Origin of the sequence: Rhodococcus kronopolitis, assembly GCF_042654025.1 — a bacterium.
Classification (GTDB): domain Bacteria; phylum Actinomycetota; class Actinomycetes; order Mycobacteriales; family Mycobacteriaceae; genus Rhodococcus_G; species Rhodococcus_G kronopolitis.
Genome location: NZ_JBHSFO010000002.1, coordinates 350,464 through 372,829 on the forward strand (window position 1 = coordinate 350,464; position 22,366 = coordinate 372,829).

General features: G+C 71.8%; 23 protein-coding genes. 17 read left to right on the top strand and 6 right to left on the bottom strand.

Annotated features, from left to right (window positions below):
* Positions 1–32: 32 nt before the first annotated feature.
* Genes ACFO6S_RS04870 through ACFO6S_RS04885 form a run of 4 tightly spaced genes read left to right on the top strand, consistent with a single transcriptional unit; the run spans position 33 to position 3,395 of the window.
* Positions 33–395 (top strand): GntR family transcriptional regulator, encoded by a 363-nt coding sequence (locus ACFO6S_RS04870; RefSeq protein WP_378415225.1) that lies wholly within the window; start codon positions 33–35, stop codon positions 393–395.
* Positions 392–1,321: an ABC transporter ATP-binding protein gene (locus ACFO6S_RS04875; RefSeq protein WP_378414661.1), complete on the top strand. Its 930-nt coding sequence runs from the start codon at positions 392–394 to the stop codon at positions 1,319–1,321. The genes ACFO6S_RS04870 and ACFO6S_RS04875 overlap by 4 nt, the downstream gene beginning before the upstream one ends.
* Positions 1,318–2,061, top strand: coding sequence for an ABC transporter permease (locus ACFO6S_RS04880; RefSeq protein ID WP_378414662.1), 744 nt, complete (start codon positions 1,318–1,320; stop codon positions 2,059–2,061). The genes ACFO6S_RS04875 and ACFO6S_RS04880 overlap by 4 nt, the downstream gene beginning before the upstream one ends.
* Positions 2,058–3,395: an ankyrin repeat domain-containing protein gene (locus tag ACFO6S_RS04885; protein WP_378414664.1), complete on the top strand. Its 1,338-nt coding sequence runs from the start codon at positions 2,058–2,060 to the stop codon at positions 3,393–3,395. The genes ACFO6S_RS04880 and ACFO6S_RS04885 overlap by 4 nt, the downstream gene beginning before the upstream one ends.
* Here the strand turns inward: ACFO6S_RS04885 and ACFO6S_RS04890 are convergent.
* From ACFO6S_RS04890 to ACFO6S_RS04900, 3 genes are all read right to left on the bottom strand, one after another.
* Positions 3,334–4,893 carry a cobyric acid synthase gene (locus tag ACFO6S_RS04890; RefSeq protein ID WP_378414666.1) on the bottom strand — a complete coding sequence of 520 codons (1,560 nt, stop codon included), beginning with the start codon at positions 4,891–4,893 and terminating at the stop codon, positions 3,334–3,336. The genes ACFO6S_RS04885 and ACFO6S_RS04890 overlap by 62 nt on opposite strands.
* Positions 4,890–5,747 (bottom strand): type I methionyl aminopeptidase, encoded by an 858-nt coding sequence (gene map / locus ACFO6S_RS04895; protein ID WP_378414668.1) that lies wholly within the window; start codon positions 5,745–5,747, stop codon positions 4,890–4,892. The genes ACFO6S_RS04890 and map overlap by 4 nt, the downstream gene beginning before the upstream one ends.
* Before the next feature lie 94 nt (positions 5,748–5,841).
* Complete coding sequence (locus ACFO6S_RS04900) at positions 5,842–7,290, bottom strand: MFS transporter (protein ID WP_378414669.1); 1,449 nt, start codon at positions 7,288–7,290, stop codon at positions 5,842–5,844.
* 186 nt (positions 7,291–7,476) lie between these two features.
* Between ACFO6S_RS04900 and ACFO6S_RS04905 the strand changes: the two genes are divergently transcribed.
* A complete protein-coding gene (locus ACFO6S_RS04905; RefSeq protein ID WP_378414671.1) occupies positions 7,477–7,929 on the top strand; it encodes a MarR family winged helix-turn-helix transcriptional regulator in 453 nt (150 codons plus the stop codon).
* A 62-nt stretch (positions 7,930–7,991) separates the two neighbouring features.
* Positions 7,992–8,351 carry a hypothetical protein gene (locus ACFO6S_RS04910; protein ID WP_378414673.1) on the top strand — a complete coding sequence of 120 codons (360 nt, stop codon included), beginning with the start codon at positions 7,992–7,994 and terminating at the stop codon, positions 8,349–8,351.
* On the opposite strand, the gene ACFO6S_RS04915 is transcribed toward ACFO6S_RS04910, so the two are convergent.
* Both ACFO6S_RS04915 and ACFO6S_RS04920 read right to left on the bottom strand, forming a co-directional pair.
* Positions 8,344–9,198 carry a type 1 glutamine amidotransferase domain-containing protein gene (locus ACFO6S_RS04915; RefSeq protein WP_378414675.1) on the bottom strand — a complete coding sequence of 285 codons (855 nt, stop codon included), beginning with the start codon at positions 9,196–9,198 and terminating at the stop codon, positions 8,344–8,346. The two genes, ACFO6S_RS04910 and ACFO6S_RS04915, sit on opposite strands and share 8 nt — an antisense overlap.
* 40 nt (positions 9,199–9,238) lie before the next feature.
* Entirely contained in the window at positions 9,239–9,955 is a 717-nt protein-coding gene (locus tag ACFO6S_RS04920) for a GntR family transcriptional regulator (RefSeq protein ID WP_378414677.1), read from the bottom strand.
* A 167-nt stretch (positions 9,956–10,122) separates the two neighbouring features.
* Here ACFO6S_RS04920 and ACFO6S_RS04925 point away from each other — a divergent pair, with 167 nt between their 5' ends.
* The 9 genes from ACFO6S_RS04925 (at position 10,123) to ACFO6S_RS04965 (ending at position 18,202) form a co-directional block, all read left to right on the top strand.
* Entirely contained in the window at positions 10,123–11,250 is a 1,128-nt protein-coding gene (locus ACFO6S_RS04925; RefSeq protein WP_378414679.1) for a TIGR03364 family FAD-dependent oxidoreductase, read from the top strand.
* Between the two features lie 49 nt (positions 11,251–11,299).
* Positions 11,300–11,980: a phosphonatase-like hydrolase gene (locus tag ACFO6S_RS04930; protein ID WP_378414681.1), complete on the top strand. Its 681-nt coding sequence runs from the start codon at positions 11,300–11,302 to the stop codon at positions 11,978–11,980.
* Positions 11,981–12,046: 66 nt separating this feature from the next.
* Positions 12,047–13,093, top strand: coding sequence for a 2-aminoethylphosphonate ABC transporter substrate-binding protein (locus ACFO6S_RS04935; RefSeq protein ID WP_378414683.1), 1,047 nt, complete (start codon positions 12,047–12,049; stop codon positions 13,091–13,093).
* Between the two features lies 1 nt (position 13,094).
* Positions 13,095–14,270, top strand: a complete 1,176-nt coding sequence (locus ACFO6S_RS04940) for an ABC transporter ATP-binding protein (RefSeq protein WP_378414685.1) — start codon at positions 13,095–13,097, stop codon at positions 14,268–14,270.
* Entirely contained in the window at positions 14,267–15,175 is a 909-nt protein-coding gene (locus ACFO6S_RS04945) for a 2-aminoethylphosphonate ABC transporter permease subunit (RefSeq protein WP_378414687.1), read from the top strand. Before ACFO6S_RS04940 ends, ACFO6S_RS04945 begins: the two co-directional genes overlap by 4 nt.
* Positions 15,150–15,938, top strand: coding sequence for an ABC transporter permease (locus ACFO6S_RS04950; RefSeq protein ID WP_378414689.1), 789 nt, complete (start codon positions 15,150–15,152; stop codon positions 15,936–15,938). The genes ACFO6S_RS04945 and ACFO6S_RS04950 overlap by 26 nt, the downstream gene beginning before the upstream one ends.
* A gap of 51 nt (positions 15,939–15,989) precedes the next feature.
* Complete coding sequence (locus tag ACFO6S_RS04955; protein ID WP_378414691.1) at positions 15,990–16,973, top strand: GlxA family transcriptional regulator; 984 nt, start codon at positions 15,990–15,992, stop codon at positions 16,971–16,973.
* 120 nt (positions 16,974–17,093) lie between these two features.
* Positions 17,094–17,912 carry a dienelactone hydrolase family protein gene (locus ACFO6S_RS04960; protein WP_378414693.1) on the top strand — a complete coding sequence of 273 codons (819 nt, stop codon included), beginning with the start codon at positions 17,094–17,096 and terminating at the stop codon, positions 17,910–17,912.
* Complete coding sequence (locus ACFO6S_RS04965; RefSeq protein WP_378414694.1) at positions 17,909–18,202, top strand: antibiotic biosynthesis monooxygenase; 294 nt, start codon at positions 17,909–17,911, stop codon at positions 18,200–18,202. Before ACFO6S_RS04960 ends, ACFO6S_RS04965 begins: the two co-directional genes overlap by 4 nt.
* A gap of 22 nt (positions 18,203–18,224) precedes the next feature.
* Here ACFO6S_RS04965 and ACFO6S_RS04970 read toward each other — a convergent pair whose 3' ends face one another.
* Entirely contained in the window at positions 18,225–19,850 is a 1,626-nt protein-coding gene (locus ACFO6S_RS04970; protein ID WP_378414696.1) for an AMP-binding protein, read from the bottom strand.
* A 104-nt stretch (positions 19,851–19,954) separates the two neighbouring features.
* On the opposite strand from ACFO6S_RS04970, the gene ACFO6S_RS04975 reads away from it, so the two are divergent.
* Together ACFO6S_RS04975 and ACFO6S_RS04980 are read left to right on the top strand one after the other, a co-directional pair.
* Complete coding sequence (locus ACFO6S_RS04975) at positions 19,955–20,821, top strand: LuxR C-terminal-related transcriptional regulator (RefSeq protein ID WP_378414697.1); 867 nt, start codon at positions 19,955–19,957, stop codon at positions 20,819–20,821.
* Positions 20,822–20,925: 104 nt separating this feature from the next.
* Entirely contained in the window at positions 20,926–22,287 is a 1,362-nt protein-coding gene (locus tag ACFO6S_RS04980) for an APC family permease (protein ID WP_378415227.1), read from the top strand.
* Positions 22,288–22,366 lie beyond the last annotated feature (79 nt).

Below are 22,366 nucleotides of genomic sequence, written 5' to 3' on the forward strand. Positions count from 1 at the left end.
GAACCAGCGAGCCTCGGTGGGTGGGGATTCAAGTGATCGACGACGGCCGGCCGCTCTTCCAGCAGATCGCCGAACAGATCGAGGGATCGATCATCGACGGCTCGCTGCCGGAGGACGGCCAGGTTCCATCGACCAACGAGCTCGCTGCCTTCCACCGCATCAACCCGGCGACCGCGGCCAAGGGGCTGAACCAGTTGGTATCCGAGGGAATCCTCTACAAGAAACGGGGAATTGGAATGTTCGTCACCGTCGGGGCGCGCGACGCCCTCCGGTTCCGGCGCCGAGAAGCATTCGCGCGCCAGTACATCGAGCCACTCGTCGCGGAAGCCGCCCGACTCGGCATTCCCGTCGACGAACTCAAGTCCATGCTCGACACCAGGGAGGTGGCCCGATGACCCGGAGCCTGACCGTCACCCAGATCACCGACCGATCGCCGACCGGACGCGACGTCGTTGCCTCGATGCGTGACGTCGCCAAACGCTACGGGGACTTCGATGCGCTCGCGGACGTCTCGTTCGACCTCGAACGCGACAAGATCTACGGCCTGCTCGGACGCAACGGGGCCGGCAAGACCACGATCATGTCAATCCTGACCGGCCAGGGCGTCCAGACGTCCGGCGAGGTCACGGTCTTCGGCGCCACCCCGTTCGAGAACGCACGGGTGCTGCGGGAAGTGAGTTTCATCAAGGAGAGCCAGACCTATCCGGACGACCTCCGGGTCAAGCACGTCCTGTCCACCGCCGGGCACCTGATGGAGCGGTGGGACCGCGATTTCGCCGAACTCCTGCTCGACGACTTCCAGCTTCCACTGGGCCGCCGGGTCAAGAAGCTCTCCCGAGGCATGAAGTCCGCCCTCGGGGTGATCATCGGTCTCGCGTCGCGGGCACCGCTCACCCTGTTCGACGAGCCGTACCTCGGACTCGACGCCGTGGCCCGCCAGATGTTCTACGACCGACTGCTCGCCGACTACGCCGAGCACCCGCGCACGGTGGTGCTGTCCACCCACCTGATCGACGAGGTCGCGAACCTGCTCGAGCACGTCATCGTGGTCGAGCGCGGCCGGGTTCTGCTCGACGACGACGCCGACGAGCTGCGCAGACGGGCGGTGGTGGTGACCGGCCCCACCGCGGCCGTCGACGCATTCGGCGCGAAAGGCACGGTCCTGCACCGGGACTCGCTCGGATCCCAGGCCCGGGCCACCGTGCAGGTCACCGCGGACGTGGCTGACCGTGCCCGACTGCTCGACGCCGGCGGCACGATCGAGCCGGCGTCGTTGCAGGAACTCGTCATCCGTACCACCACCCAGGAGTCGACGCCATGACCACAGCCACCGTCTCCCCCGCGGTGCACGCCAACGCCGCCCCCGGACCTTCCCGGATCGGTTCGGTCCTACGCCTGCACACTGTCGCCTGGCCCCTGCTGGTCGCCTGGCCCGTCGGCCTCCTCGCGGTGTCCTTCGCCATCAGTTGGACGATCTACTACCTCATCGGGACCGACGAGGGCGCCGGGTTCACCGGCAGCATCGCGGCGTTGCTCGGTTTCGTCATCGCGTTCTACGTCCAGGCACTGACCCAGAGCTTTCCGTTCGCCCTGGGGCTGAGCGTGACCCGCCGCGAGTTCTACACCGCGACGCTCCTGATGGCCCTCGGTCAGTCGGCGATCTTCGCGGTCGCGGTGCAGGTGCTGTCCGTGATCGAGAGCGCCACCGACGGGTGGGGTGTGTACATGCGAATGTTCGGGCTGGCGCGCTACGTCACCGACAATCCGGTCCTCCAACTGCTCTCGGGCTTCGCGATCCTGTTGCTCACCTCCGGGATCGCCGTCGTCGCCGGCGCGATCTACCAACGGTGGCGCACCACGGGCCTGCTCGCGGCCGGAACGACCCTCTTCTGCACAGTGGGCTTGGCGGCGGTCGTGATCACCTGGGCTCGCTGGTGGCCGGAGATCGGATCGTGGTTCGTCGACGTACCACGCGCAGTCCCGCTGGTGGCACTGCCCCTGACGCTGGCCGTCTTCGCCCTCGCCTGCGGGTGGGTGGCGCTGCGCCGCGCGACGCCGTGAGCGACGAACGCGTGAGCGTGGGCGCCGAGGGCCGCACCCGCCACCCCGATCGAGCGGTGGCGGTGACCACCGCCGACGAGTTCCTGCTGTCCGCCTGCCTGCTCTACTCCCCCGACGACGGCGACGCCCGACGCCAGCGGGCCCGCGACCTGCTGGCCGCCGACCCGGCGCTGGCCGCCCGGACCGTGCACACCGCGGCCGCGTGCGCCGACATCGACGCGTTGTGGGCGCTGCTGTCCGACAACCCGGCCTCGGCCGGCGCCGAGGGCGGCCCACTGCGCTGGCCGCCGCTGCTCTACCTGGCCTACGCCCGGCACGACGCGGCCGTCACCGAGGCCGCGACCGTCACCGCCGCCCGGCTGCTGCTGGCCGCGGGGGCGGACCCGAATGCGGGCTACCTCTGGGCCGGTGAGCAGCCCCCGTTCACCGCGCTGACCGGCGCCTTCGGCAACGGCGAACGGGGCAGCGCCGACCAGCCGCCGCACCCGCACGCGGACGCCCTGGCCCGGGTGCTGCTCGAGGCCGGCGCGAACCCCAACGACGGCCAGGCCCTGTACAACCGGATGTTCGACCGGGACGACACCCATCTGCGCCTGCTGTTCGAGTTCGGCCTGGGCCGGGGCGACCGCGAACCGTGGTCGACTCGTCTGGGCGTCGACCTCCCTTCCCCCGCCGAGTTGCTCGGCGACCAGCTTGGCTGGGCGATCCTGCACGGGCACCACGACCGGGTGGACCTGCTGCTGGGCAACGGGGCGGACCCGGACCGACCACTGCGCGGCGAACGCACGCCGCTCGTGCTGGCGCTCGTCTACGGCAGGACCGTCGCCGCCGACGCGCTGCGCGCCGCGGGTGCCCGAGAACCGGACCTGGACCCGGCGGACCTGCTGATGGCCGCGGCGATGACCGCGGACCGGGTCGCCGCGATCGCGCTCGCGGCCACGGACCCGGAACTGGCGGCGGACGCCCGGCGACGGCACCCCTCGGCGATCCTGCGGGCCGTTGCCGCGCACAGTCCTGCGGCAGAGAAGGACTCGGTGGTGCGACTGCTCACCGACCTCGGCTTCGACGTCAACGCCCTCGGCCGCTCGGACCTGCCGATCGAGCAGCCGTGGGAGACCGCGCTGCACGAGGCGGCGGGCGCCGGCGACCGGGAACTGGTGACTCTGCTGCTGCGCCTGGGTGCCGACCCGACCCTGCGGGACCGGCGTTTCGACGCGACGGCGGCGCAGTGGGCCGAGTACTTCGGCCACCCGGTCGGCGAACTGGCCGAGGCTACCGATCCAGGGCCAGGAAGTGCTCCAGGACCGGAAGGTCCTGCGGCGCACCGTCGTTGATCAACGCCAGCACCGCGTCGACGTCCAGGTGCCGCTCCACCAGGTCCGCCAGCAGGTCCAGCTGGGCGGCGCGCTCGGCGGCGACGGACGTGTCCGGCGAGACGGTGAACGCGCGGCCGGTCCGCGCCGCCACCCAGGTCAGCAGCCCGCGCCGGTACTCGTCGGACTCGAGCAGCCCGTGCCAGTGGGTGCCCAGCACCGCGCCGCGGACGCTGCCCTCGCCGACACCGTCGGACCCGCGCAGCAACGGCGCGTCACCGGTGCGGACCACCCGGCCGTGGTGGATCTCGTAGCCGGACACCGCGACTGCCTCGCCGGGGACGGGCCGCTCGGAGGTCCCGGTCGCCTGTCGCAGCACCTTCTCCGCCTCGAACACGACGTCGAGGTCCAGCAGGCCGAGCCCGTCGACCGCACCGGTCCCGGACTCGACGTCGTCGACGATGGTGCGGCCCAGCATCTGGTAGCCGCCGCAGATGCCGAGGATCGGCCGGCCGGCGGCGGCCCTGGCCGCGAGCGCGTCGGCGATCCCGCTGGCCCGCAGCCACGCCAGGTCCGAGACGGTGGACTTGCTGCCGGGCACCACCACCAGGTCCGCGTCCTGCAGCCGGGACGGCTCGGCGACCCAGTGCACGGACACCCCGGGCTCGCAGGCCAGCGCCTCGACGTCGGTGGCGTTGGAGACCCGCGGCAGCCGGATCGCGGCTACCCGCAACCAGTCCCGGCCCAGCGGCGGGCGCGGACGGCCGACCGGTGCGTCGGCCACGGTGGACAGCGAGTCCTCGGCGTCGATCCACAGGCCCTCGGCGAACGGCACGACGCCGAGGGTGGGCCGGCCCGTCATCGCCCGGAGCTGATCGAGCCCGGGTTCGAGCAGGCCGACGTCGCCGCGGAACTTGTTGACCACGAAGCCGGAGATCAGTTCCTGGTCCTCCGGTGAGAGCACCGCCACGGTGCCGAACAGGTGCGCCAGCACTCCCCCGCGGTCGATGTCGCCGACCACGAGCACCGGCAGACGGGCCTGCCGCGCGAGCCCCATGTTCGCCAGATCCGTTGCCCGCAGGTTGATCTCGGCGGGAGAGCCCGCGCCCTCGCAGATCACCACGTCGTACTGCTCGCGCAGCGACGCCAGTTCCGCGCCGACGACCTCGCGCAGCCACTGCCGGTGCTCGACGTAGTCGCGGGCGCCGACCGTGGTGACGGCCTTCCCGCGCACCACCAGCTGCGAGGTGCGGTCGCTGCCGGGCTTGAGCAGCACCGGGTTGAAGCGGACGCTGGGCTCGAGCCCGCAGGCCTGCGCCTGCAGCGCCTGCGCTCGACCGATCTCGCCGCCGTCGAGGGTGACGACGGAGTTGTTCGACATGTTCTGCGCCTTGAACGGCGCCACCGAGACCCCGCGCCGGGCCAGCATCCGGCAGAGCCCGGCGACCAGGACGCTCTTGCCGGCGTCGGAGGTGGTGCCTGCGACCAGTAGTGCGCCCCGCACCGCAGCATCCGTCACGGCAGCGTGAGGATTTCCGTACCCGTCTCGGTCACGACGAGGGTGTGCTCGAACTGCGCGGTCCACTTGCGGTCCGCGGTGACGACGGTCCAGTCGTCTTCCCACATCTCGTAGTCGACCGTGCCGAGGTTGATCATCGGCTCGATGGTGAAGACCATGCCGGGCTCGATAACCGTGTCCACGTTCGGCTGGTCGTAGTGCAGGATCACCAGTCCGTTGTGGAACGTCTCGCCGATGCCGTGGCCGGTGAAGTCGCGCACCACGCCGTAGCCGAAGCGGTTGGCGTAGGCCTCGATGACCCGGCCGATCACGTTGAGCTCGCGGCCTGGCTTGACGGCCTTGATCGCCCGCATGGTGGCCTCGTGGGTGCGCTCGACCAACAGTCGGTGCTCCTCGGAGACGTCGCCCGCGAGGAAGGTGGCGTTGGTGTCGCCGTGCACGCCGTCGATGTAGGCCGTGACGTCGATGTTGACGATGTCGCCGTCCTGGATGACGGTCGAGTCCGGGATGCCGTGGCAGATCACCTCGTTGAGCGAGGTGCAGCAGGACTTGGGGAAGCCCCGGTAGCCGAGCGTCGACGGGTAGGCGCCGTGGTCGAGCATGTACTCGTGCGCGATCCGGTCCAGGGCGTCGGTGGTGACGCCGGGCGCGACCGCCTTGCCTGCCTCGGCGAGGGCCCGGGCGGCGATCCGGCCGGCCACCCGCATCTTCTCGATCGTCTCGGGGGTCTGCACCCACGGCTCGTTGCCCTCGTTGGCGGTGGGCTTCCACGCGTACTCGGGGCGGTCGATGTTCGACGGCACGGCGAGGACGGGCGAGACGGTTCCGGGGACCAACGGGGAGCGCACAGACATGCGGTTCAGGCTACGCGCCGCCCGCCGTCGCCCCGGACGAGCCCGGCGGACATCGACGATCGATGTCCGCCGGGGCGGGGCGGGCGCGGGCCGGTCAGCCGCGGGCCGGAACCAACTCGTCGTCGGGCGCCGCCGCCGGGGCGACGGGGGCGGGGCGTCCGGTGGGGATGCACGAGGCGACGGCGGCGGCCACCAGCGCGACGCCGCAGCCGATCAGCAGGCCGGTGCGGAAGCCGTTCTCGGTGGGCAGCGTGTACTCGCCCACCTGCACGCTCATCTGGGCGAGCACCACCCCGACCACCGCCGCCGCGAGGGAGGTGCCGAGGGAACGGGTGAGGGTGTTGAAGGCGTTCGCGGCCGCGGTCTCCGACAGCGGCACCGCCCCCATGATCAGGGCGGGCATCGCGCCGTAGGCGAAGCCGGTGCCTGCTCCGCAGATCGCGACCACGATCATCAGGCCCCACGCCGAGCCCATCAGCAGCATCGACGATCCGTAGCCCAGGGCGATGACCAGGGAACCGATGATCAGCGTGATCTTCGGCCCGCGGGCGGAGGACACCTTGGCACCGACGGCGGCGGAGGCCATCATCACGAATCCGCCGGGCGCCATCCACAGACCCATCGCCAGCATCGACTGGCCCAGCCCGAACCCGGTGGACTCCGGCAGCTGCAGCAACTGCGGCAGGATCAGCGACTGCGCGTACATCGAGAAGCCGACCACCAGGCCGGCGACGTTGGTCAGCAGCACCTGCGGACGAGCGGTGGTGCGCAGGTCGACGAGCGGATCGGTGGCGCGCAGCTCCCACCAGCCCCACACCAGGAGGACGACGACCGAGGCGACGAGCAGTCCGAGGGTGGTGGCGCTGGTCCAGCCCCAGTCGCCGCCCTTGGAGACGCCGAGCAGCAGGCACACCAGGCCGATGCCCAGCCCGACCGCGCCGACCGGGTCGAAGCGGCCCGCGCCGGGCGCGACCGGCGTGGCCGGCACCATCTTCCAGATCAGTGCGGCGACCAGAACGCTGAGGGCGGTCGCGCCCCAGAACAGCACCCGCCAGCTCGAGCCCTGCGCGACGGCCGCCGCGATCGGCAGACCGAGCGCGCCGCCGATGCCCATCGACGCGCTCATCAGCGCGATCGAGGAGTTCAGTCGCTCGGCGGGGACCAGGTCCCGCAGGGCGCTGATGCCGATCGGGACCAGGCCCATGCCGATGCCCTGCAGGGCGCGACCGGCGATCATCGGCACCACCGAGCTCGCCAGCGCGCACACCACGGAGCCTGCGATCAGCGGGATCGTGCAGATCAGCAGCATCCGGCGCTTGCCGTAGATGTCACCGAGGCGACCGGTGATCGGGACGAACACCGCGCCTGCCACCAGGGTCGCGGTGATGACCCAGCTGGCGTTGGACGCGGAGGTGTCCAGAATCTGCGGCAGGTCGCCGATCAGCGGGACGACCAGGGTCTGCATGAGCGCGGCGACGATGCCGGTGAACGCCAGCACGCCGACCAGGCCGTTCGGGTTGGCGGTTGGACTGGGACCTGACACGGAGGATCTCCTCGATTGTTCACGGCGGCACGGATGTGCCTGATACACAGGTGTTGCACAATACACACAAGTTGCATGATGCAACCACCTTGCACTCGACAAGGGTTATGTATCGTGCAATACGGACAAAACGTCACACGGGGTGCACTCACCCGCCCCGAACGGGCACAAACGAAAGGCTCGGCATTGGACAGGCCCACGGACCGAATCGAGTTCGAGACCATGCTGCTCGGCCGGCACCTCACCCGGCCCCGCCGCGGCACGGGCCACCTGGACGCCAGCGCCTACGCACTGCTGAGCCGCCTCCGCATCGACGGCCCGATGTCCGTCGGGGAACTCAGCGAGGCGTTCGGCCTGGACACCTCCACCATCAGCCGCCAGAGCACCGCAATGCTCAACTCCGGCCTCGTCGAACGCATCCCGGACCCGGACGGCGGCATGGCCCGGAAGTTCCGGGTCACCGCCGAGGGCCGCGAACGGCTGGACACCGAGCGGGCCGGCAACATCGACGGGCTGGACCTGGTGATGGCCGACTGGGAACCCGACGACGTCGCCGCCTTCGCCGCGATGCTCGAACGGTTCAACCTCGACATCGAGCGCCGCGCCGGCCGCCCGTGGCCGCGAAGACGCCAATCCTGAAGCCCTGCGCCCCTGAAGGGCACAATTGGGGTGACGGCAGGAACCGGACCGGGTGATGCGAGATGTCGGACGACGTCGAGAAGCGATGGAACGATCCCCCGACGATGCGGCAGGCCACCCGCTACACCGTCGCGGTCATCGCCGCATCCCTGACCGTCGTGGCACTGACCTTCGCGTGGGCCGCGACGAACCGTGACGCGTGCGCGGCCGCCCAGCAGTTCGTGTGCCAGAACCCCGACCGATACGTCCTCGCGGTGGCGCCCGCGGCCATCCTGCTGCTCGGCGGTCTCGGCGCCTTCGTGCGCACCTACACGGTGTGGAAGTCGGACGGCACCTGGCCGATCTGGCAGGGCGCCGGCTGGATCCTGATGACGCTGATGCTGGTGTTCGCCAGCATGGGATCGGGATTCCTGCTCACCTGAGCATTGCGGCGAACTGGCGCGCGAAGGTGTGCACGTCGCCGGGCCAACGCGCAGAGAGGTAGTTCCCGTCCCGCACCACCAGGGCCGGACGAGGGTCGTCGACGGTGTCGCGGGCGCGGCCGCTCGACTTGCGCCGCGCCTCGGGGTCGGCCCGGTCGACGTCGACGAAGTCGCCCGGCCGGGCCAGCGCCCGCGTCACCTCCTGCTGCACCGACATGTAGCCGCTCGGCTGTCCCTGCGACTCGCGGTAGGTGCGGTAGTAGTCCCGGTCCCAGAACCGGGTGACCCGGGCGACCCGCCAGGCCCGGGACTCCAGGGTCCAGGTCAGGGCGGTGGTGCGGCGACCGTGCAACACCGACCGCGTCGTCTCCGAGTCGACGCTGCGCGCCGCGAGCAACACCCCGTGACAGATCGCGGCGACCGGAAGGTCCCGGCGGAAGGCGTCGACGACGACGGACTGCAGCCGCTCGCTCTCGAGGTAGCGGCGCATCCCCCGGGCCCGGTGGCCGCCGGGCAGCAGCAGGGCGTCGACGGCATCGAGGTCGATGGACTCCCAGCTCAGGGGATCGGTGAAGGCGGGATCCCCCACCAGTTCTGCATACGCGGCGCGGGCGTCGGCGTCGGCCCGCAACACGCGTCCGACCAGCACCAGGCGGTCGAGGCCGGGAACCGCGCCCCACGGGTCGAGGCCACGCCCGGTGACCATCAGGTCGTCGGCGCGGGCGGGCGCGCCGACGGGTGTCGCGAACCGGACCTCGTGGTCGAGGCGTCGCAGCACCTGCCAGCTGACCGCAACCTCGGTGGGGTCGAAGTCCTGCGCCGGGAGCGGGATCAGCACCGTACCCATTCCCGGAGGGTAGCCCCGATCGACCGCTCCGCGGAGCCGCCTACTCGCGCAGCGCCGCGACGAACGCCACCCGGTCGCCCCGGTACAGGGACCGCACCCGCTCGATCGGCACCCCGCCGGCATCCAGGGAAGTCCTGTGCAGCAACAGCATCGGCATGGACGCGGCCGAGTCCAGCAGCGCGGCCTCGCGGGGTGAGGCCAGCACGGTCTCGATCCGCTCGGTCGCCGAGGTGAACACCACCCCCGTCGCGCGGATGGCCGCGTACAGCGACTCCGCGGGGTCGAAGGTCTCGGCCATCTCGCCGAACCGCCCGGCCGGCAGGTACGTACTCTCCAGCCCGATCTTGTTGCCGTCCGCCAGCAGCACCCGCTCCAGGTGGACGACCTGGGCCCCGACCGGCAGGTCCAGCTCGGCGGCAAGCTCCTCGTCGGCTTCCAGCCGACCGAGTGAGACCAGCTCGCGGCCGGGCACCCGCCCCTGACTCAGTGCCCCCTCGGTGTACGAGCGGAGCGAGAGTGGTTGCACGAGCTTGGGACTGGCGACGACCGTGCCGCGGCCTCGTCGCTCGACCCGGCCCTCGACGAGCAGTTCGTGCATCGCCTGCCGGACGGTCTCCCGGGAGACCCCACAACGGAGGGCGAGTTCGCGCTCCGCCGGGACGGCGTCGCCCTCCCCCAGCCCGACGAGCAACTGCTCGAGTTCGGCCCGCACCCGGTAGGACTTGGGCAGGTGCACGGCGGCCTCTGCGGCCCTCACCGGCGACCGCACCGAGCGGCGACAACAGCACGGACGGAATCGGAACTTTGATCGTTCATGCAGGTCAGCGTACTCGACAATTGGTCTGTACCAATCTTCCTCCGCCGTTGTCCCGTAGTTCACCCGGCGGTCGCCTACTGGTCTAGACCAAAGCCCACGATCTGCCCATGCGAATTGCAATTGTGGGTGGAGGAATCCTCGGAACGGCGCACGCCGACGAGGCGATCCGCCGCGGACACGACGTCGTCCAGCTCGAGCGCGAACCCGAGGCACGCGGTGCGACGGTACGGAACTTCGGCCTGGTGTGGGTGTCCGGGAGGGCCGAGCACGAGCTCGAGGCGGCCCTGCGATCCCGCGAGCTGTGGGCCGACCTCGCCGCCCGGGTGCCCGGGGTCGGCTTCCGCGCCGCCGGCTCGATGACGCTGCTGCGCACCCCCGAGGAGGTGGCCGTCGCCGAGCAGGCCGCCGCCCGACCGGACGCGCAGGCCCGCGGTTTCGCGATGCTCGACCCGGACCAGGTGCTCGCGGTGAACCCCGCACTGCGCGGCAAGTTCCTCGCCGGCCTGCACTGCACCCGCGACGGCGCCGTCGAGTCCCGGGTGGCGCTGCCCGCGATCCGCCGCCACCTCGAGGCGAGCGGGCGCTACACCTTCCATTCCTCCACCGAGGCCCGCGAGGTCCGCAGCGACGAGCACGGCGTGCACATCCGCGACGACCACGGCCGCACCTTCGACGCCGACCTCGCGATCGTCTGCCCCGGCGCCACCCTCGGCGGCCTGGCCCGCGACCTGGCCGGCGAGCTGCCGCTGCGCCGCGTCCGGCTGCAGATGATGCAGACCGCCCCGCTCGGCGAGGCACTGACCACCGCGATCGCCGACGGCGACAGCCTGCGCTACTACCCCGGATTCGCCGGCACCGCCCTCGACGCGCTGCGCACGGCCCAGCCGCAGGCGCCGACCGCCGAGACCCACCGGATGCAGCTGCTGTGCGTGCAGCGACTGCACGGCGGGCTGACCATCGGCGACACCCACGAGTACGACGAGCCGTTCGACTTCGACGTGGACGAGGAGCCCTACCGGCACCTGACCGGCGTGACCGAGGAGCTGCTCGGCCGGCGGCTGCCGCCGATCGTCAAGCGCTGGGCGGGTGTCTACAGCCAGTGCCGCGACACCGGCGAGCTGGTGCACCGCGGCCGGCCCGCCGACAACGTCTGGGTGGTCGCCGGTCCCGGCGGCCGGGGCATGACCCTCGGTCCCGCCCTCGCCGAGCAGACCGCCGACCAGCTGGGCCTCTGACACCGCTGAGGCACTGCCCACCAACACCTCTCACCCCCAAGGAGTCACCGTGACCACCCGCATCACCCTCGCCGTGCTCGACATGGCCGGCACCACCGTCGCCGACGACGGACTCGTCCTGCGGGCCTTCGCCGCCGCCGCCGAGGCCGGCGGGCTGCCCCCGGAGGGACCCGAGGCCGACGCCGCCCGCCGCTACGTGCTCGACACCATGGGCCAGTCCAAGATCGTCGTCTTCCGCGCCCTGTTCGGCGACGAGGACCGCGCCCAGGCCGCCAACGCCGCCTTCGAGGCCGCCTACGACCGCCTCGTGGAGGAGGGCAACGCCGCGCCCATCCCCGGCGCCGCCGAGTCGATCACCGCGCTGCGCGAGGCCGGCATCAAGGTCGCGCTGACCACCGGCTTCAGCCGCGGCACCCAGGACAAGCTGCTCGCCGCCCTCGGCTGGCACACCCTCGCCGACCTCACCCTCTCCCCCGCCGAGGCGGGCCGCGGCCGGCCCTACCCGGACCTGGTCCTCACCTCGCTGCTCCGCCTTGGCGTCGACGACGTGAGAGAGGTTGCCGTGCTGGGTGACACCGCCAGCGACATCACCACCGGACTGCGGGCCGGCGCCGGCGTCGTCGCGGGCACCCTGACCGGCGCCCACGACGAGACGCAGCTGCGGGCCGCGGGCGCCACCCACGTGGTGCCGTCGGTCCGCGAGTTCGCCGACCTGCTGCTCGACCGCTGACCCGACCTCCCGCCACCGCACCACCCCCGACCCTGCTCGACTCCCTCACCCCCAGTCAGGAATCCGATGCGCCTCCGCTCCAGCCTCGCCGCCGTCGCCCTCGCCGCGACCGTCCTCACCGTGACCACCGCGTGCGGTGGCACCGGCACCGCCACAGACTCCGGTACCGAGACCGTCACCGTCTACAGCGCGGACGGGCTCGCCGGGTGGTACAAGACCCAGTTCGACGCGTTCACCAAGGAGACCGGCGTCGCGGTCAACCTGGTGGAGGCCGGCTCCGGCGAGGTGGTCTCCCGGGTCGAGAAGGAGCAGTCCAACCCGCAGGCCGACCTCGTCGTCACCCTGCCGCCGTTCATCCAGAAGGCCGCGGCCCAGGACCTGTTGCAGCCCAGCGGCATCGACACCTCCGCGGTGCCCGCGGCCGAGCAGGACCCGGCCGGCCGGTACGTGCCGGTGGTCAACAACTACCTCTCGTTCATCGCCAACCCGGGCGCGAACCCGGCGCCGGTCCGCTGGGACGACCTGCTCACCGAGCAGTACAAGGGCAAGCTGCAGTACTCGACGCCCGGGCAGGCAGGGGACGGCACCGCGGTACTGCTGCTCCTGCAGCACCTGATGGGCAAGCCGGGTGCGCTGGACTACCTCGGCAGGCTGCAGGCCAACAACGTCGGTCCGTCCTCGTCCACCGGCAAGCTGCAGCCGAAGGTGAGCAACGGCGAGCTGCTGGTCGCGAACGGCGACGTCCAGATGAACCTCGCCTCCATCAAGGACGACGGCTCCAAGTTCGGCGTCTTCTTCCCCGCCGACGCCGCCGGCGCCCGCACCACCGTCGCCCTGCCGTACGTGATGGGCCTGGCCAAGGGCGCGCCGAGCACCGAACCGGCGAAGAAGCTGATGGCGTTCCTGCTCTCCGAGCAGGCACAGCGCACCGTCGGCCCCGACGCGCTCGGCGTCTCGGTGCGCTCGGACCTGCAGTCCGCCGGCGACGTGACCGACAAGGGCACCCCGGCCGGCCTGCTCGACGGCGTCACCGTCTGGACGCCGAACTGGGACACCGTGATCACCGAACTCGACGGCGACGTCGCCGCCTACCAGAAGGCCACCGGGAACTGACATGGCACGACTGAGCCTGCGCCGGGCCATCGACTCGGCCGACACCGGGACCCGCGGCGACGTCACCGCCCCGGCCATCACGTTCGACCGCGTCAACGTGGCCTACGGCCGCGGCAGGGGCGCCACCCGCGCATTGATCGACTTCAACCTGCGGGTGGCCCCCGGCGAGACGGTGGCACTGCTCGGCCCCAGCGGCTCCGGCAAGTCCACCGCGCTCAAGGCGCTGGCCGGCTTCGTCCGGCCGGTCTCCGGCGGTGTCCGCCTCGGCGAGCGGGACGTCACCGACCTGCCGCCGGCCCGGCGCGGGCTCGGCGTCGTGGTCCAGTCCTACGCGCTCTTCCCGCACCTGCGGGTCGCGGAGAACGTGGCCTTCGGGCTGCGCTCGCAGCGGGTGCCGCGCGCCGAGATCGGCGGTCGGGTCTCCGACGCGCTCGCCATGGTGGGAATGTCCGCGTACGGCAAGCGCTTTCCGCGCGAGCTCTCCGGCGGGCAGCAGCAGCGGGTGGCGATCGCCCGGGCGCTGGCCATCCGGCCCGGCGTGCTGCTGCTCGACGAGCCGCTGGCCGCGCTCGACGTCAAGCTGCGCGAGAGCATGCTCACCGAACTGCAGCAGCTGCGGGCCGCACTGCCGGACACCGCGATGCTCTACGTCACCCACGACCAGAGCGAGGCGCTGGCGCTGGCCGACCGGATCGCCGTGATGCGCGACGCCCGGCTGGTGGACGTCGACACCGCGGAGAACCTCTGGAAGCGCCCGCCCAGCAGCTTCACCGCCGCCTTCCTCGGCGGCGCAAACCTGTTGCCCTGCACGGTCACCCGGGTGATCGGCACCTCGGCCCTGGTGTCCGTGGGCGGCACCCCGGTCACCGCCCTGGCCCCGCAGCCGGCGATCGGCCGGACCGACTGGGAGTCCGACAGCGGCGCCCTGCTGTGCATCCGTCCGCACGCGGTCACCCTCACCTCGCCGTCCGAGCGCGGCACCCTGGCCGCGCGGGTGGTCGGCGGCGTGTGGCGCGGCTCGACCACCCGGCTGTCGGTGGCCCTGGTGGGGTTGCCCGAGTACCCGATCGACGTCGACGTCCCCGGGCACGACGAGCGGCCGGTGGGCACCGCGGTCGGCGTGCGGTTCCCGGACGGCGGCGCGGTGCTGGTGCCCGAGCCCGGGTCGGCGTCGTGACCGCGGTCCTGGAGGCGCCCCGACTGGACGCGCCGCCGCCGACGCGGAGGGCGCCGCGGAACTGGCGGTCCGTCGCATGGGCGCTGCCGCCGCTGCTGCTGGTGCTGGGGTTCGCGGTGTACCCGATGGCCCGGGTGCTGGCCGAGTCCACCGTCACCGACGAGGGACGCGGGCTGTCCACCTGGGGCTCGGTCCTCGGCTCGTCGATGTTCCGGAACGCGTTGTGGCGCACCGTCGAGGTGGCCGCGATCTCCACCCTCGGCTGCCTGCTGCTGGGCACCTTCCTCGCGCTGGTGCTGGCGTTCGTGCCGTTCCCCGGCTCGAAGATCGTCGGCCGGCTGATCGACACGGTGCTGTCGCTGCCGTCGTTTCTGATCACGCTGGCGTTCACGTTCCTCTACGGCACCGCGGGCGCCGTCAACGCGATGATCGCCCGGATCACCGGCGCCGAGCACGGCCCCCTGAACTTCCTGGCCACCCCGTGGGGCGTGATCGCCGCGGAGATCACCTTCTTCACCCCGTTCGTGGTCCGGCCGCTGCTCGCCGCCTTCACCCAGCTGCCCCGCGAGCAACTCGACGTCGCCGCCAGCCTGGGCGCGTCGCCGCTGCGGGTGCTGCGGACAGTGGTGCTGCCCGAGGCGTGGCCTGCGCTGATGGCGGGCGGCTCGCTGGTGCTGCTGTTGACCCTCAACGAGTTCGGCATCGTGCTGTTCACCGGCGCCAAGGACGTGGTGACGCTGCCGGTGCTGATCTACACCCGCGGGATCGTCACCTTCGACCTGCCCGGTGCCGCGGTGATCGCGACGGTCCAGGTTGCGCTCTCGCTCGCCCTGTACGGCGGCTACCGATTCCTCTTCGCCCGACTGATGGGAGGCAGCCGTGCTGCTGTGGACAACCCGCGCTAGGGGCACCGCGCTGGCCGTGTTCGCCCTGGTGGTGGCGGTGGTGTTCGTCGCCCCGATCGCCACCGTGATCGCCGCCGCCCTCGCCGGTTCGTGGACGGGGCCGCTGCCGTCGGACCTGGGCAGCGAGCACCTCGGCGCGGCGCTCTCGAACGAGAACCTGGCGAGCCTCTCGGTGAGCCTGCAGACCGCCTTCATCGCCGGCGGGATCGCGCTGTTCGTCGGCACCTGGGCGGCGCTGGCCGCCCGGGAGGCGCCGGCCTGGCTCCGCAAGAGCACCGACGCCGTCTTCCACCTGCCGATCGCGGTGCCGTCGGTGGCGATCGGGCTCGGCCTGCTGATCGCGTTCAACTCCAAGCCGCTGCTGCTCGGCGGCACCAAGTGGATCGTGATCCTCGCGCACACGGTGCTGGTGCTCGCCTTCGCGTTCAGCGCGGTGTCCGCGGCCCTGGACCGGATCGACCCCGCCTACCGGCAGGCCGCAGAGTCGCTCGGCGCCGGCCCGGCGCGGGTGCTGACCCGGATCACCCTGCCGCTGCTGCTGCCCGCGCTCGGCGCCGCCGCCGGCCTGTCCATCGCGTTGTCGATGGGCGAACTCGGCGCCACCGTCATGGTGTACCCGGCCACCTGGAAGACCCTGCCGGTCACCATCTTCGGGCTCACCGACCGCGGGCAGGTGTTCCAGGCCGCGGCCGACACCACGCTGCTGCTCGCCGTCACCCTGGTCGCGTTGCTGGTGGTCGGGCGGATCCGCCGCCGCCAGTAGGCGCTGCGCACTCGTGCGCGCCGCCTGTGTCGCTGGTGGACAATGGCGGCCATGCGGATCGGAATCCTGGCCTACGAGGGCTGTTTCGCGGCGGAGATCTTCGTCTTCTCCGACATCCTCCGCATCGCCAACCGCGTGGCCCGGCAGCGCGGCAGCGCGGACGACCCGTTCGAGGTGTCGGTGATCGGGGCATCGAATTCCCCGGTGACCGCCGCCGGCGGGTTCCCGATCGGGGTGGCGCGGTGGCACCACGGGTTCGACCTGCTCGTGGTGCCCGGATTCGAGTTCGTGCCCGCCGAGGACACCGACACCCGGCTCGCCGGGTGGGCACTCGAGGTCGACTTCCTCCGCGCGGCCGCGGCGCGTCGTACCCGGATCGCATCGGTGTGCGTCGGCGCCTTCCTGCTGGGGCAGGCCGGGGCGCTCGACGGGCGACGGTCGACCACCTCGTGGCTGTACGCGGCGCAGCTGGGCCGGCGACATCCGTCGACGACGGTGTGCGTGGAGTCGCTGATCGTCCGCGACGGACACATCACCACGACGGCGGCGTTCAGTGCCTCGCTCGATCTCGCGACCGCCCTCGTCCGCGAACACCTGGGCGACGAGGTCGCCACCGCCACCGCCCGGGTGACGCTGGTGTCCGAGAACCGGACCAGTCAGGCCCCGTACATCGTCGAGTCCATGGTCCCGACGGTCGGCGGACCGTTCGCCGACGAGGTCGGACGGTGGCTGGTCGAGCACCTTACGGAGCCCTACGACCTCTCGCGCCTGGCGGGCGAGTTCCACGTCAGCGGCCGGACACTGTTGCGCCGGTTCGGCGCCGAGGCCGGCCGGTCGCCGTTGGCCTTCCTCCTGGAGGCCCGGGTCCGGGCCGCCAAACACCTCCTCGCCGAGACCGACGTGCCGCTGGGCGACATCCCCCGACGAATCGGCTACCGGGACCCGGGCGCGCTGCGCCGGATGTTCCTCGAGCGGGTGGGCATCAGCACCGCCGAGTACCGCAGGCAGTTCGGCCGGTCGCGTCCGCGGCCCTAGGGATGGCGAGATCGGCCGCAATTGTGGCGGCCTGGCCCCTCGCCAACCGGCCCCGGAGGCAGACAGGATCGTCATGCTCGCACCGAGCAGACCGATTCGACGATCAGGGAGCGCCGCCGAATGCCGACCCGTCAGATGACCGAGGACGACCCGCTCGAAGACTTCGAGGCCCGCGCCGTCACGCTGGACGGCGTCGCCAAGGTCGTCCGGGTGACCGGCCGGGGCCCGGCGGTGATCGTGCTGCCGGAGATGCCCGGCATCAGTCCGCAGGTCGCGCGCTTCGCCCGCTGGGTACGCGAGGCCGGCTTCACCGTCTACCTGCCTTCGCTGTTCGGGCGGGACGGCGCGGTGCCGCGGGTCGAGGACGGCACCGCGGTCATGCAGCGGGCCTGCGTCAGCGCCGAGTTCCGCGCCTTCGGCGCCAACCGGACCAGCCCCGTCACCCGGTGGCTGCGGGCGCTGGCGCGGCTGGCACACGAGGAGTGCGGCGGACCGGGCGTCGGAGCGATCGGCATGTGCTTCACCGGGAACTTCGCGCTGACCATGGTGCTCGAGGAGTCGGTGCTCGCGCCGGTGGTGTGCCAACCGTCCCTGCCGCTCGACGACCCCGCCGGACTCGAGATCGCGCCGGACGACCTGCGGGCCGTCGCGCAGCGCCTCGACCGGGACGACCTGACGGTCCTGGCGTACCGCTTCGCAGGCGACAAGTGGTGCCGCGCCGAGCGATTCGCCGCGTACACCGAGGCGCTCGGCGACCGGTTCGTTGGCAGGGTGCTGCCGGACAGCGCCGCCAACCCCGCCCCGGCACCGTTCTTCGCGGAGGTGGTCGCGAGCCCGCACAGCGTGGTCACCGCGCACCTGGTCGACGGAGCCGGCGAGCCGACCGTCGCCGCCCGCGACGAGATCCTGGCCTTCTTCGCCGAACGGCTCGCCCGGTGACCGGCCACGCGCACTACGTCCTGATCGTCCACGAGGTCGCCGACTACGCCGCGTGGAAGGCGGTGTTCGACGACGCGGCGCCGATGCGCAAGGCGGCCGGCGAGATCGAGTACCGGGTGCTGCGACAGGAACACGACGCCAACCAGGTCGTCCACTTCTCACGGTGGACGACGCTGGCCGCGGCGAGAACCTTCTTCGAGTCCCCCGACCTCGTCCGAATCCGGGCCGAGGCCGGCGTCCGGGCGCCGACGTTCCGCTACCTGGAGAACCTGGAGGACGGAATCCTCTGAGGCGCACCGGCGGCGGAGCCGCCTACCCCTTGCGCAGGAGGTAGCGCTGCACCTTGCCGCTCGGGGTCTTCGGCAGCGCAGGCACGAAGTGCACCGTCCGCGGGTAGGCGTGCGCGGCGAACTTCTTCTTCACCAGCGTCTGCAGCTCCGCCTCGAGCGCGTCGGTGCCCGCGACGCCGTCCCGCAGCACCACGAATGCCTCGAGCACCTCGCCGCGCAGTTCGTCGGGCATGCCGACCACGGCCGACTCGACCACGTCCCCGTGCATCGCCAGCACCGACTCCACGTCGAAGGGGCCGATGCGGTAGCCCGCCATGATGATCACGTCGTCGTCGCGGGAGGAGAAGAAGAAGCGCCCCTTCTCGTCGGTGCTGCCTGCGTCGCCGGTGATGTACCAGCGGCCGTCCTCGCTGAACCGCTCCGCGGTCTTCACCGGGGCGTCGACGTACCCGGCGAACCACATCATCGGGCTGGCCGCGGTGTCGATGGCGACCCGGCCCGCGGTGCCCGCGGGCGCCACCTCGTCCGCGTCGTCGCGCAGCACCGCGCAGGACCAGCCGGGCAGCGGGCGGCCCATCGACCCGGCCGGCACGTCCTCGCGCAGCCCGTCCGCCCACGCGTTGACGATGAACATGCCGTGCTCGGTCTGGCCGTAGTGGTCGCGGACCTCGCAGCCGAGGACCTCCCGCGACCACGCCACCACGTCCGGGGTCAGCGGCTCGCCCGCCGACGACGCCCGGCGCAGGGTCAGTTCCGGCACCGGCCCGGTGTCCGCCCGCAGGCTCCGGTAGACGGTCGGCGCGGCCGCGAAGTTGGTGACGCCGAACTTCTCGATGACCTGCCAGGTCAGCTGCGCCGAGAACCCGGAGTGCAGCAGCAGGCTGCGGCGGCCTGCGGCCAGCGGGCCCAGCAGCGCGTAGTACAGCCCGTACGCCCAGCCCGGGTCGGCGGCGTTCCAGAAGACGTCGTCCTCACGGACGTCGAGCCCGAACTCCAGGTAGCCGTGGAACGACGCGAGCGCGTGCAGCGGCACCGGCACACCCTTCGGGGTACCGGTGGTGCCGCTGGTGAACAGCTGCACGATCGGTGCGGCGCCGCCGACCGCGACCGCCGTGCCGGCCGGGTCGTCGGAGGCGTGCGCGTCGAGCAGGTCCTGAAAGCGGAGCTGGTCGTCGGACTCGGGTTCGCCGGCCGCGACGATCACCCGCCAGGACGCGTCGGCCGGGATGTCCTCGCCGGGCGCCAGCTTGGCCAGCTGGTCCCGGTCCGAGACGACCGCCTTGGCGCCGCTGGCCCCGAGCCGGAACGCGATGGCAGGCGTGGCGAACGCGGTGAACAGCGGCACGTGCACCGCGCCGCGACGCCAGATGCCGAGCAGCGCGACGACCAGTTCCGCCGACTTGCCCATCAGCGTGGCCACGCAGTCGCCGGGCTGGACGCCGAGGTCCGCCAGGGCCGCGGCGAACCGGGCGGACTCGGCGCGCAGCTCGCCGTACGTCAGGTCCCGCGACGAGAGGTCGCCCTCGATCACCGTGAACGCGACGTCGGTCGCGGGGTGCCGGTCGCACAACAGCTCTGCCGCGCAGGCCTCCGGGGTGTCGTACCGCTCCAACAGCTCGCGCACCCGCGCAGTGGCGTCGACGCCCATGTCCAACTCCTTCTCGCAGTGGTCCGGTTCGGACCGGACCCTCGTCAGGACATATGATCTAGCTCACAAGACACTTCCACCACCCCCGGAAAGGGGTAGCCGACATGGTCCCCGGCACGCCGTCGCTCCTGCGCCCCCGAGACGGCGACGCGCTGCGGGCCGAGCTGCGGCACACCGCCGCGCTGACGGCCGTCCCGGTGCTGTTCGGCGGCGAGGTGCACGACGGGGCGCTGCACCTCACCGAGTTCCTCGGCACCCGGACCAACGGCCTCCGGGGCCTGGTGGTCCCGCCCGCGTCGGGACTCGGCGGCCGCGTCGTGCACCTGCGGCGGCCGTCCGCGGTGCCCGACTACGGCAGCGACCGGACCATCACCCACCACTACGACGCCCCGGTGCTCGGCGAGGGCCTGCGCTCGGTGCTCGCGGTGCCGGTGATGGTCGACGGCGCCTCCCGGGCGGTGCTCTACGCCGCGGTCCGCGAGTCAACCGCGATCGGCGACCGCACCGCGGAGGCGCTGATCCAGGCCGGCCGCCGGCTCGCCGCCGAGATCACCGTCCGCGACGAGGTGGACCGCCGGCTACGGATGCTGGCCGTACTCGACACCGCCGGACCCGCCGTGGACGCCGCCGTCGCCGAGGGGATTCGCGACGTGCACGCCGACCTGCGCGGCATCGCCCAGTCGGTGCCGGAGGGTCCGCTGCGCCAACGGTTGCGGGCGGTGGCCGAGAAGCTGGCGTCGCTCGCCGGCGAGCGCGACACCGCGGCACCGGACACGGTCACCCTCTCGCCCCGCGAGCTGGACGTGCTGGCCCACATCGCGCTCGGCTGCACCAACAACGAGGTGGCCCACCGGCTCTCGCTGCGCCCGGAGACGGTCAAGAGCTACCTGCGCACCGCGATGGGCAAGCTGGACGCGCACTCGCGCCACGAGGCCGTGGTCACCGCCCGGCGACTGGGACTGCTGCCGTAGCTCGGCGCCACCGACCGGGTGGCCCACAGCGAGAGGAGCCGGACGTGACCACTCCGCGACCCACCGAGGACGCCGGCACGCACGAACCCACCCTCCGACGCGTGATGGGCCCGTGGCTGCTGTTGCTGTTCATCGTCGGCGACATCCTCGGCACCGGCATCTACGCCCTCACCGGCCAGATCGCCAACGACGTGGGCGGTGTGGTGTGGCTGCCGTTCCTGGTGGCCTTCCTGGTCGCCCTGATCACCGCGTTCAGCTACCTCGAACTGGTGACGAAGTACCCGCAGGCGGCCGGGGCCGCGCTGTACACGCACAAGGCCTTCGGCATCCAGTTCTTCACCTTCATGGTGACGTTCGCGGTGATGTGCTCGGGCATCACCTCGGCGTCGACGGCGTCCCGGGCGTTCGCCTCCAACTTCGCCGAGGCCTTCGACTGGGACGTGCGCACCGGCGCAGGCATCACGGTCATCGGCATCATCTTCATGCTCGCGGTCGCGGCCGTGAACTTCCGCGGGGTCAGCGAGTCGGTGAAGCTGAACGTGGTGCTCACCTGCGTCGAGTTGTCGGGCCTGCTGATCGTGATCTTCATCGGCATGTGGGCGCTCGGTGTCGGCGACGGCGACTTCTCCCGCGCCGCCACCTTCGACACCGGGGACCGCTCGGCTCTCGGCGGGGTGATCGCCGCGACCACGCTCGCCTTCTACGCCATGGTCGGATTCGAGGACTCGGTCAACATGGCCGAGGAGTGCAAGGACCCGAGCCGGATCTTCCCGAAGGTGCTGCTGATCGGCCTCGTCTCGACGGGCCTGATCTACGTCCTGGTGTCCGTGACCGCGGTCGCGTTGGTGCCGACGAACGAACTCGGCGAGGGCGACACCCCGCTGCTGAAGGTGGTCGAGGCGGGCGCGCCGGGGTTCCCGCTGGGGATCTTCGCCTTCATCACCATGTTCGCGGTCGCCAACTCCGCGCTGATCAACATGCTGATGGCCAGCCGCCTGCTCTACGGCATGGCCCGCCAGCACGTGCTGCCCTCCGCGCTCGGCCGGGTGCACCCGTCGCGGCGCACCCCGTACGTCGCGATCGGCTTCACCACGGTGCTGGCGCTCGCGCTGATCACGGTGGTGGGTGAGGTGCCCCAACTCGGCGGCACCACCGCACTGTTGCTGCTCTGCGTGTTCACCGTGGTCAACGTCGCGGTCCTGGTACTGCGCCGGGACACGGTGGACCACAAGCACTTCCGTGCGCCCACGGTGCTGCCGATCGTCGGCGCGGTGAGCTGCGCGTTCCTGGCCACCCCGCTCACCGACCGTGACCCGGTGCAGTACAAGATCGCGGGCGTACTGCTCGCCGTCGGGGTGGTGCTGTGGTTCGTCACGGTGGCCGTCAACAAGCGCCTCGGCGTGAAGGCGGAACTGCACCCGGAGTACCTCGGCGAGAAAGGCGTCCCGCCCGGACCGATGAACTGATCCGGGAACGTAGACGGCGGCAATTCTGGAACACGTTCTAGCATTCCTGGCATACTCCGTGGTACCGACACCGCCGACC

What these genes read in the sequence shown, in the direction of transcription:
- map (WP_378414668.1), bottom strand. Translation starts at nt 5,747, where the DNA reads ATGTCTGTGCGCTCCCCGTTGGTCCCCGGAACCGTCTCGCCCGTCCTC.
- ACFO6S_RS04880 (WP_378414662.1), top strand. Translation starts at nt 1,318, where the DNA reads ATGACCACAGCCACCGTCTCCCCCGCGGTGCACGCCAACGCCGCCCCC.
- ACFO6S_RS04955 (WP_378414691.1), top strand. Translation starts at nt 15,990, where the DNA reads ATGCGGATCGGAATCCTGGCCTACGAGGGCTGTTTCGCGGCGGAGATC.
- ACFO6S_RS04935 (WP_378414683.1), top strand. Translation starts at nt 12,047, where the DNA reads ATGCGCCTCCGCTCCAGCCTCGCCGCCGTCGCCCTCGCCGCGACCGTC.
- ACFO6S_RS04970 (WP_378414696.1), bottom strand. Translation starts at nt 19,850, where the DNA reads ATGGGCGTCGACGCCACTGCGCGGGTGCGCGAGCTGTTGGAGCGGTAC.
- ACFO6S_RS04960 (WP_378414693.1), top strand. Translation starts at nt 17,094, where the DNA reads ATGCCGACCCGTCAGATGACCGAGGACGACCCGCTCGAAGACTTCGAG.
- ACFO6S_RS04925 (WP_378414679.1), top strand. Translation starts at nt 10,123, where the DNA reads ATGCGAATTGCAATTGTGGGTGGAGGAATCCTCGGAACGGCGCACGCC.
- ACFO6S_RS04875 (WP_378414661.1), top strand. Translation starts at nt 392, where the DNA reads ATGACCCGGAGCCTGACCGTCACCCAGATCACCGACCGATCGCCGACC.
- ACFO6S_RS04910 (WP_378414673.1), top strand. Translation starts at nt 7,992, where the DNA reads ATGTCGGACGACGTCGAGAAGCGATGGAACGATCCCCCGACGATGCGG.
- ACFO6S_RS04940 (WP_378414685.1), top strand. Translation starts at nt 13,095, where the DNA reads ATGGCACGACTGAGCCTGCGCCGGGCCATCGACTCGGCCGACACCGGG.
- ACFO6S_RS04975 (WP_378414697.1), top strand. Translation starts at nt 19,955, where the DNA reads ATGGTCCCCGGCACGCCGTCGCTCCTGCGCCCCCGAGACGGCGACGCG.
- ACFO6S_RS04980 (WP_378415227.1), top strand. Translation starts at nt 20,926, where the DNA reads ATGGGCCCGTGGCTGCTGTTGCTGTTCATCGTCGGCGACATCCTCGGC.
- ACFO6S_RS04915 (WP_378414675.1), bottom strand. Translation starts at nt 9,198, where the DNA reads ATGGGTACGGTGCTGATCCCGCTCCCGGCGCAGGACTTCGACCCCACC.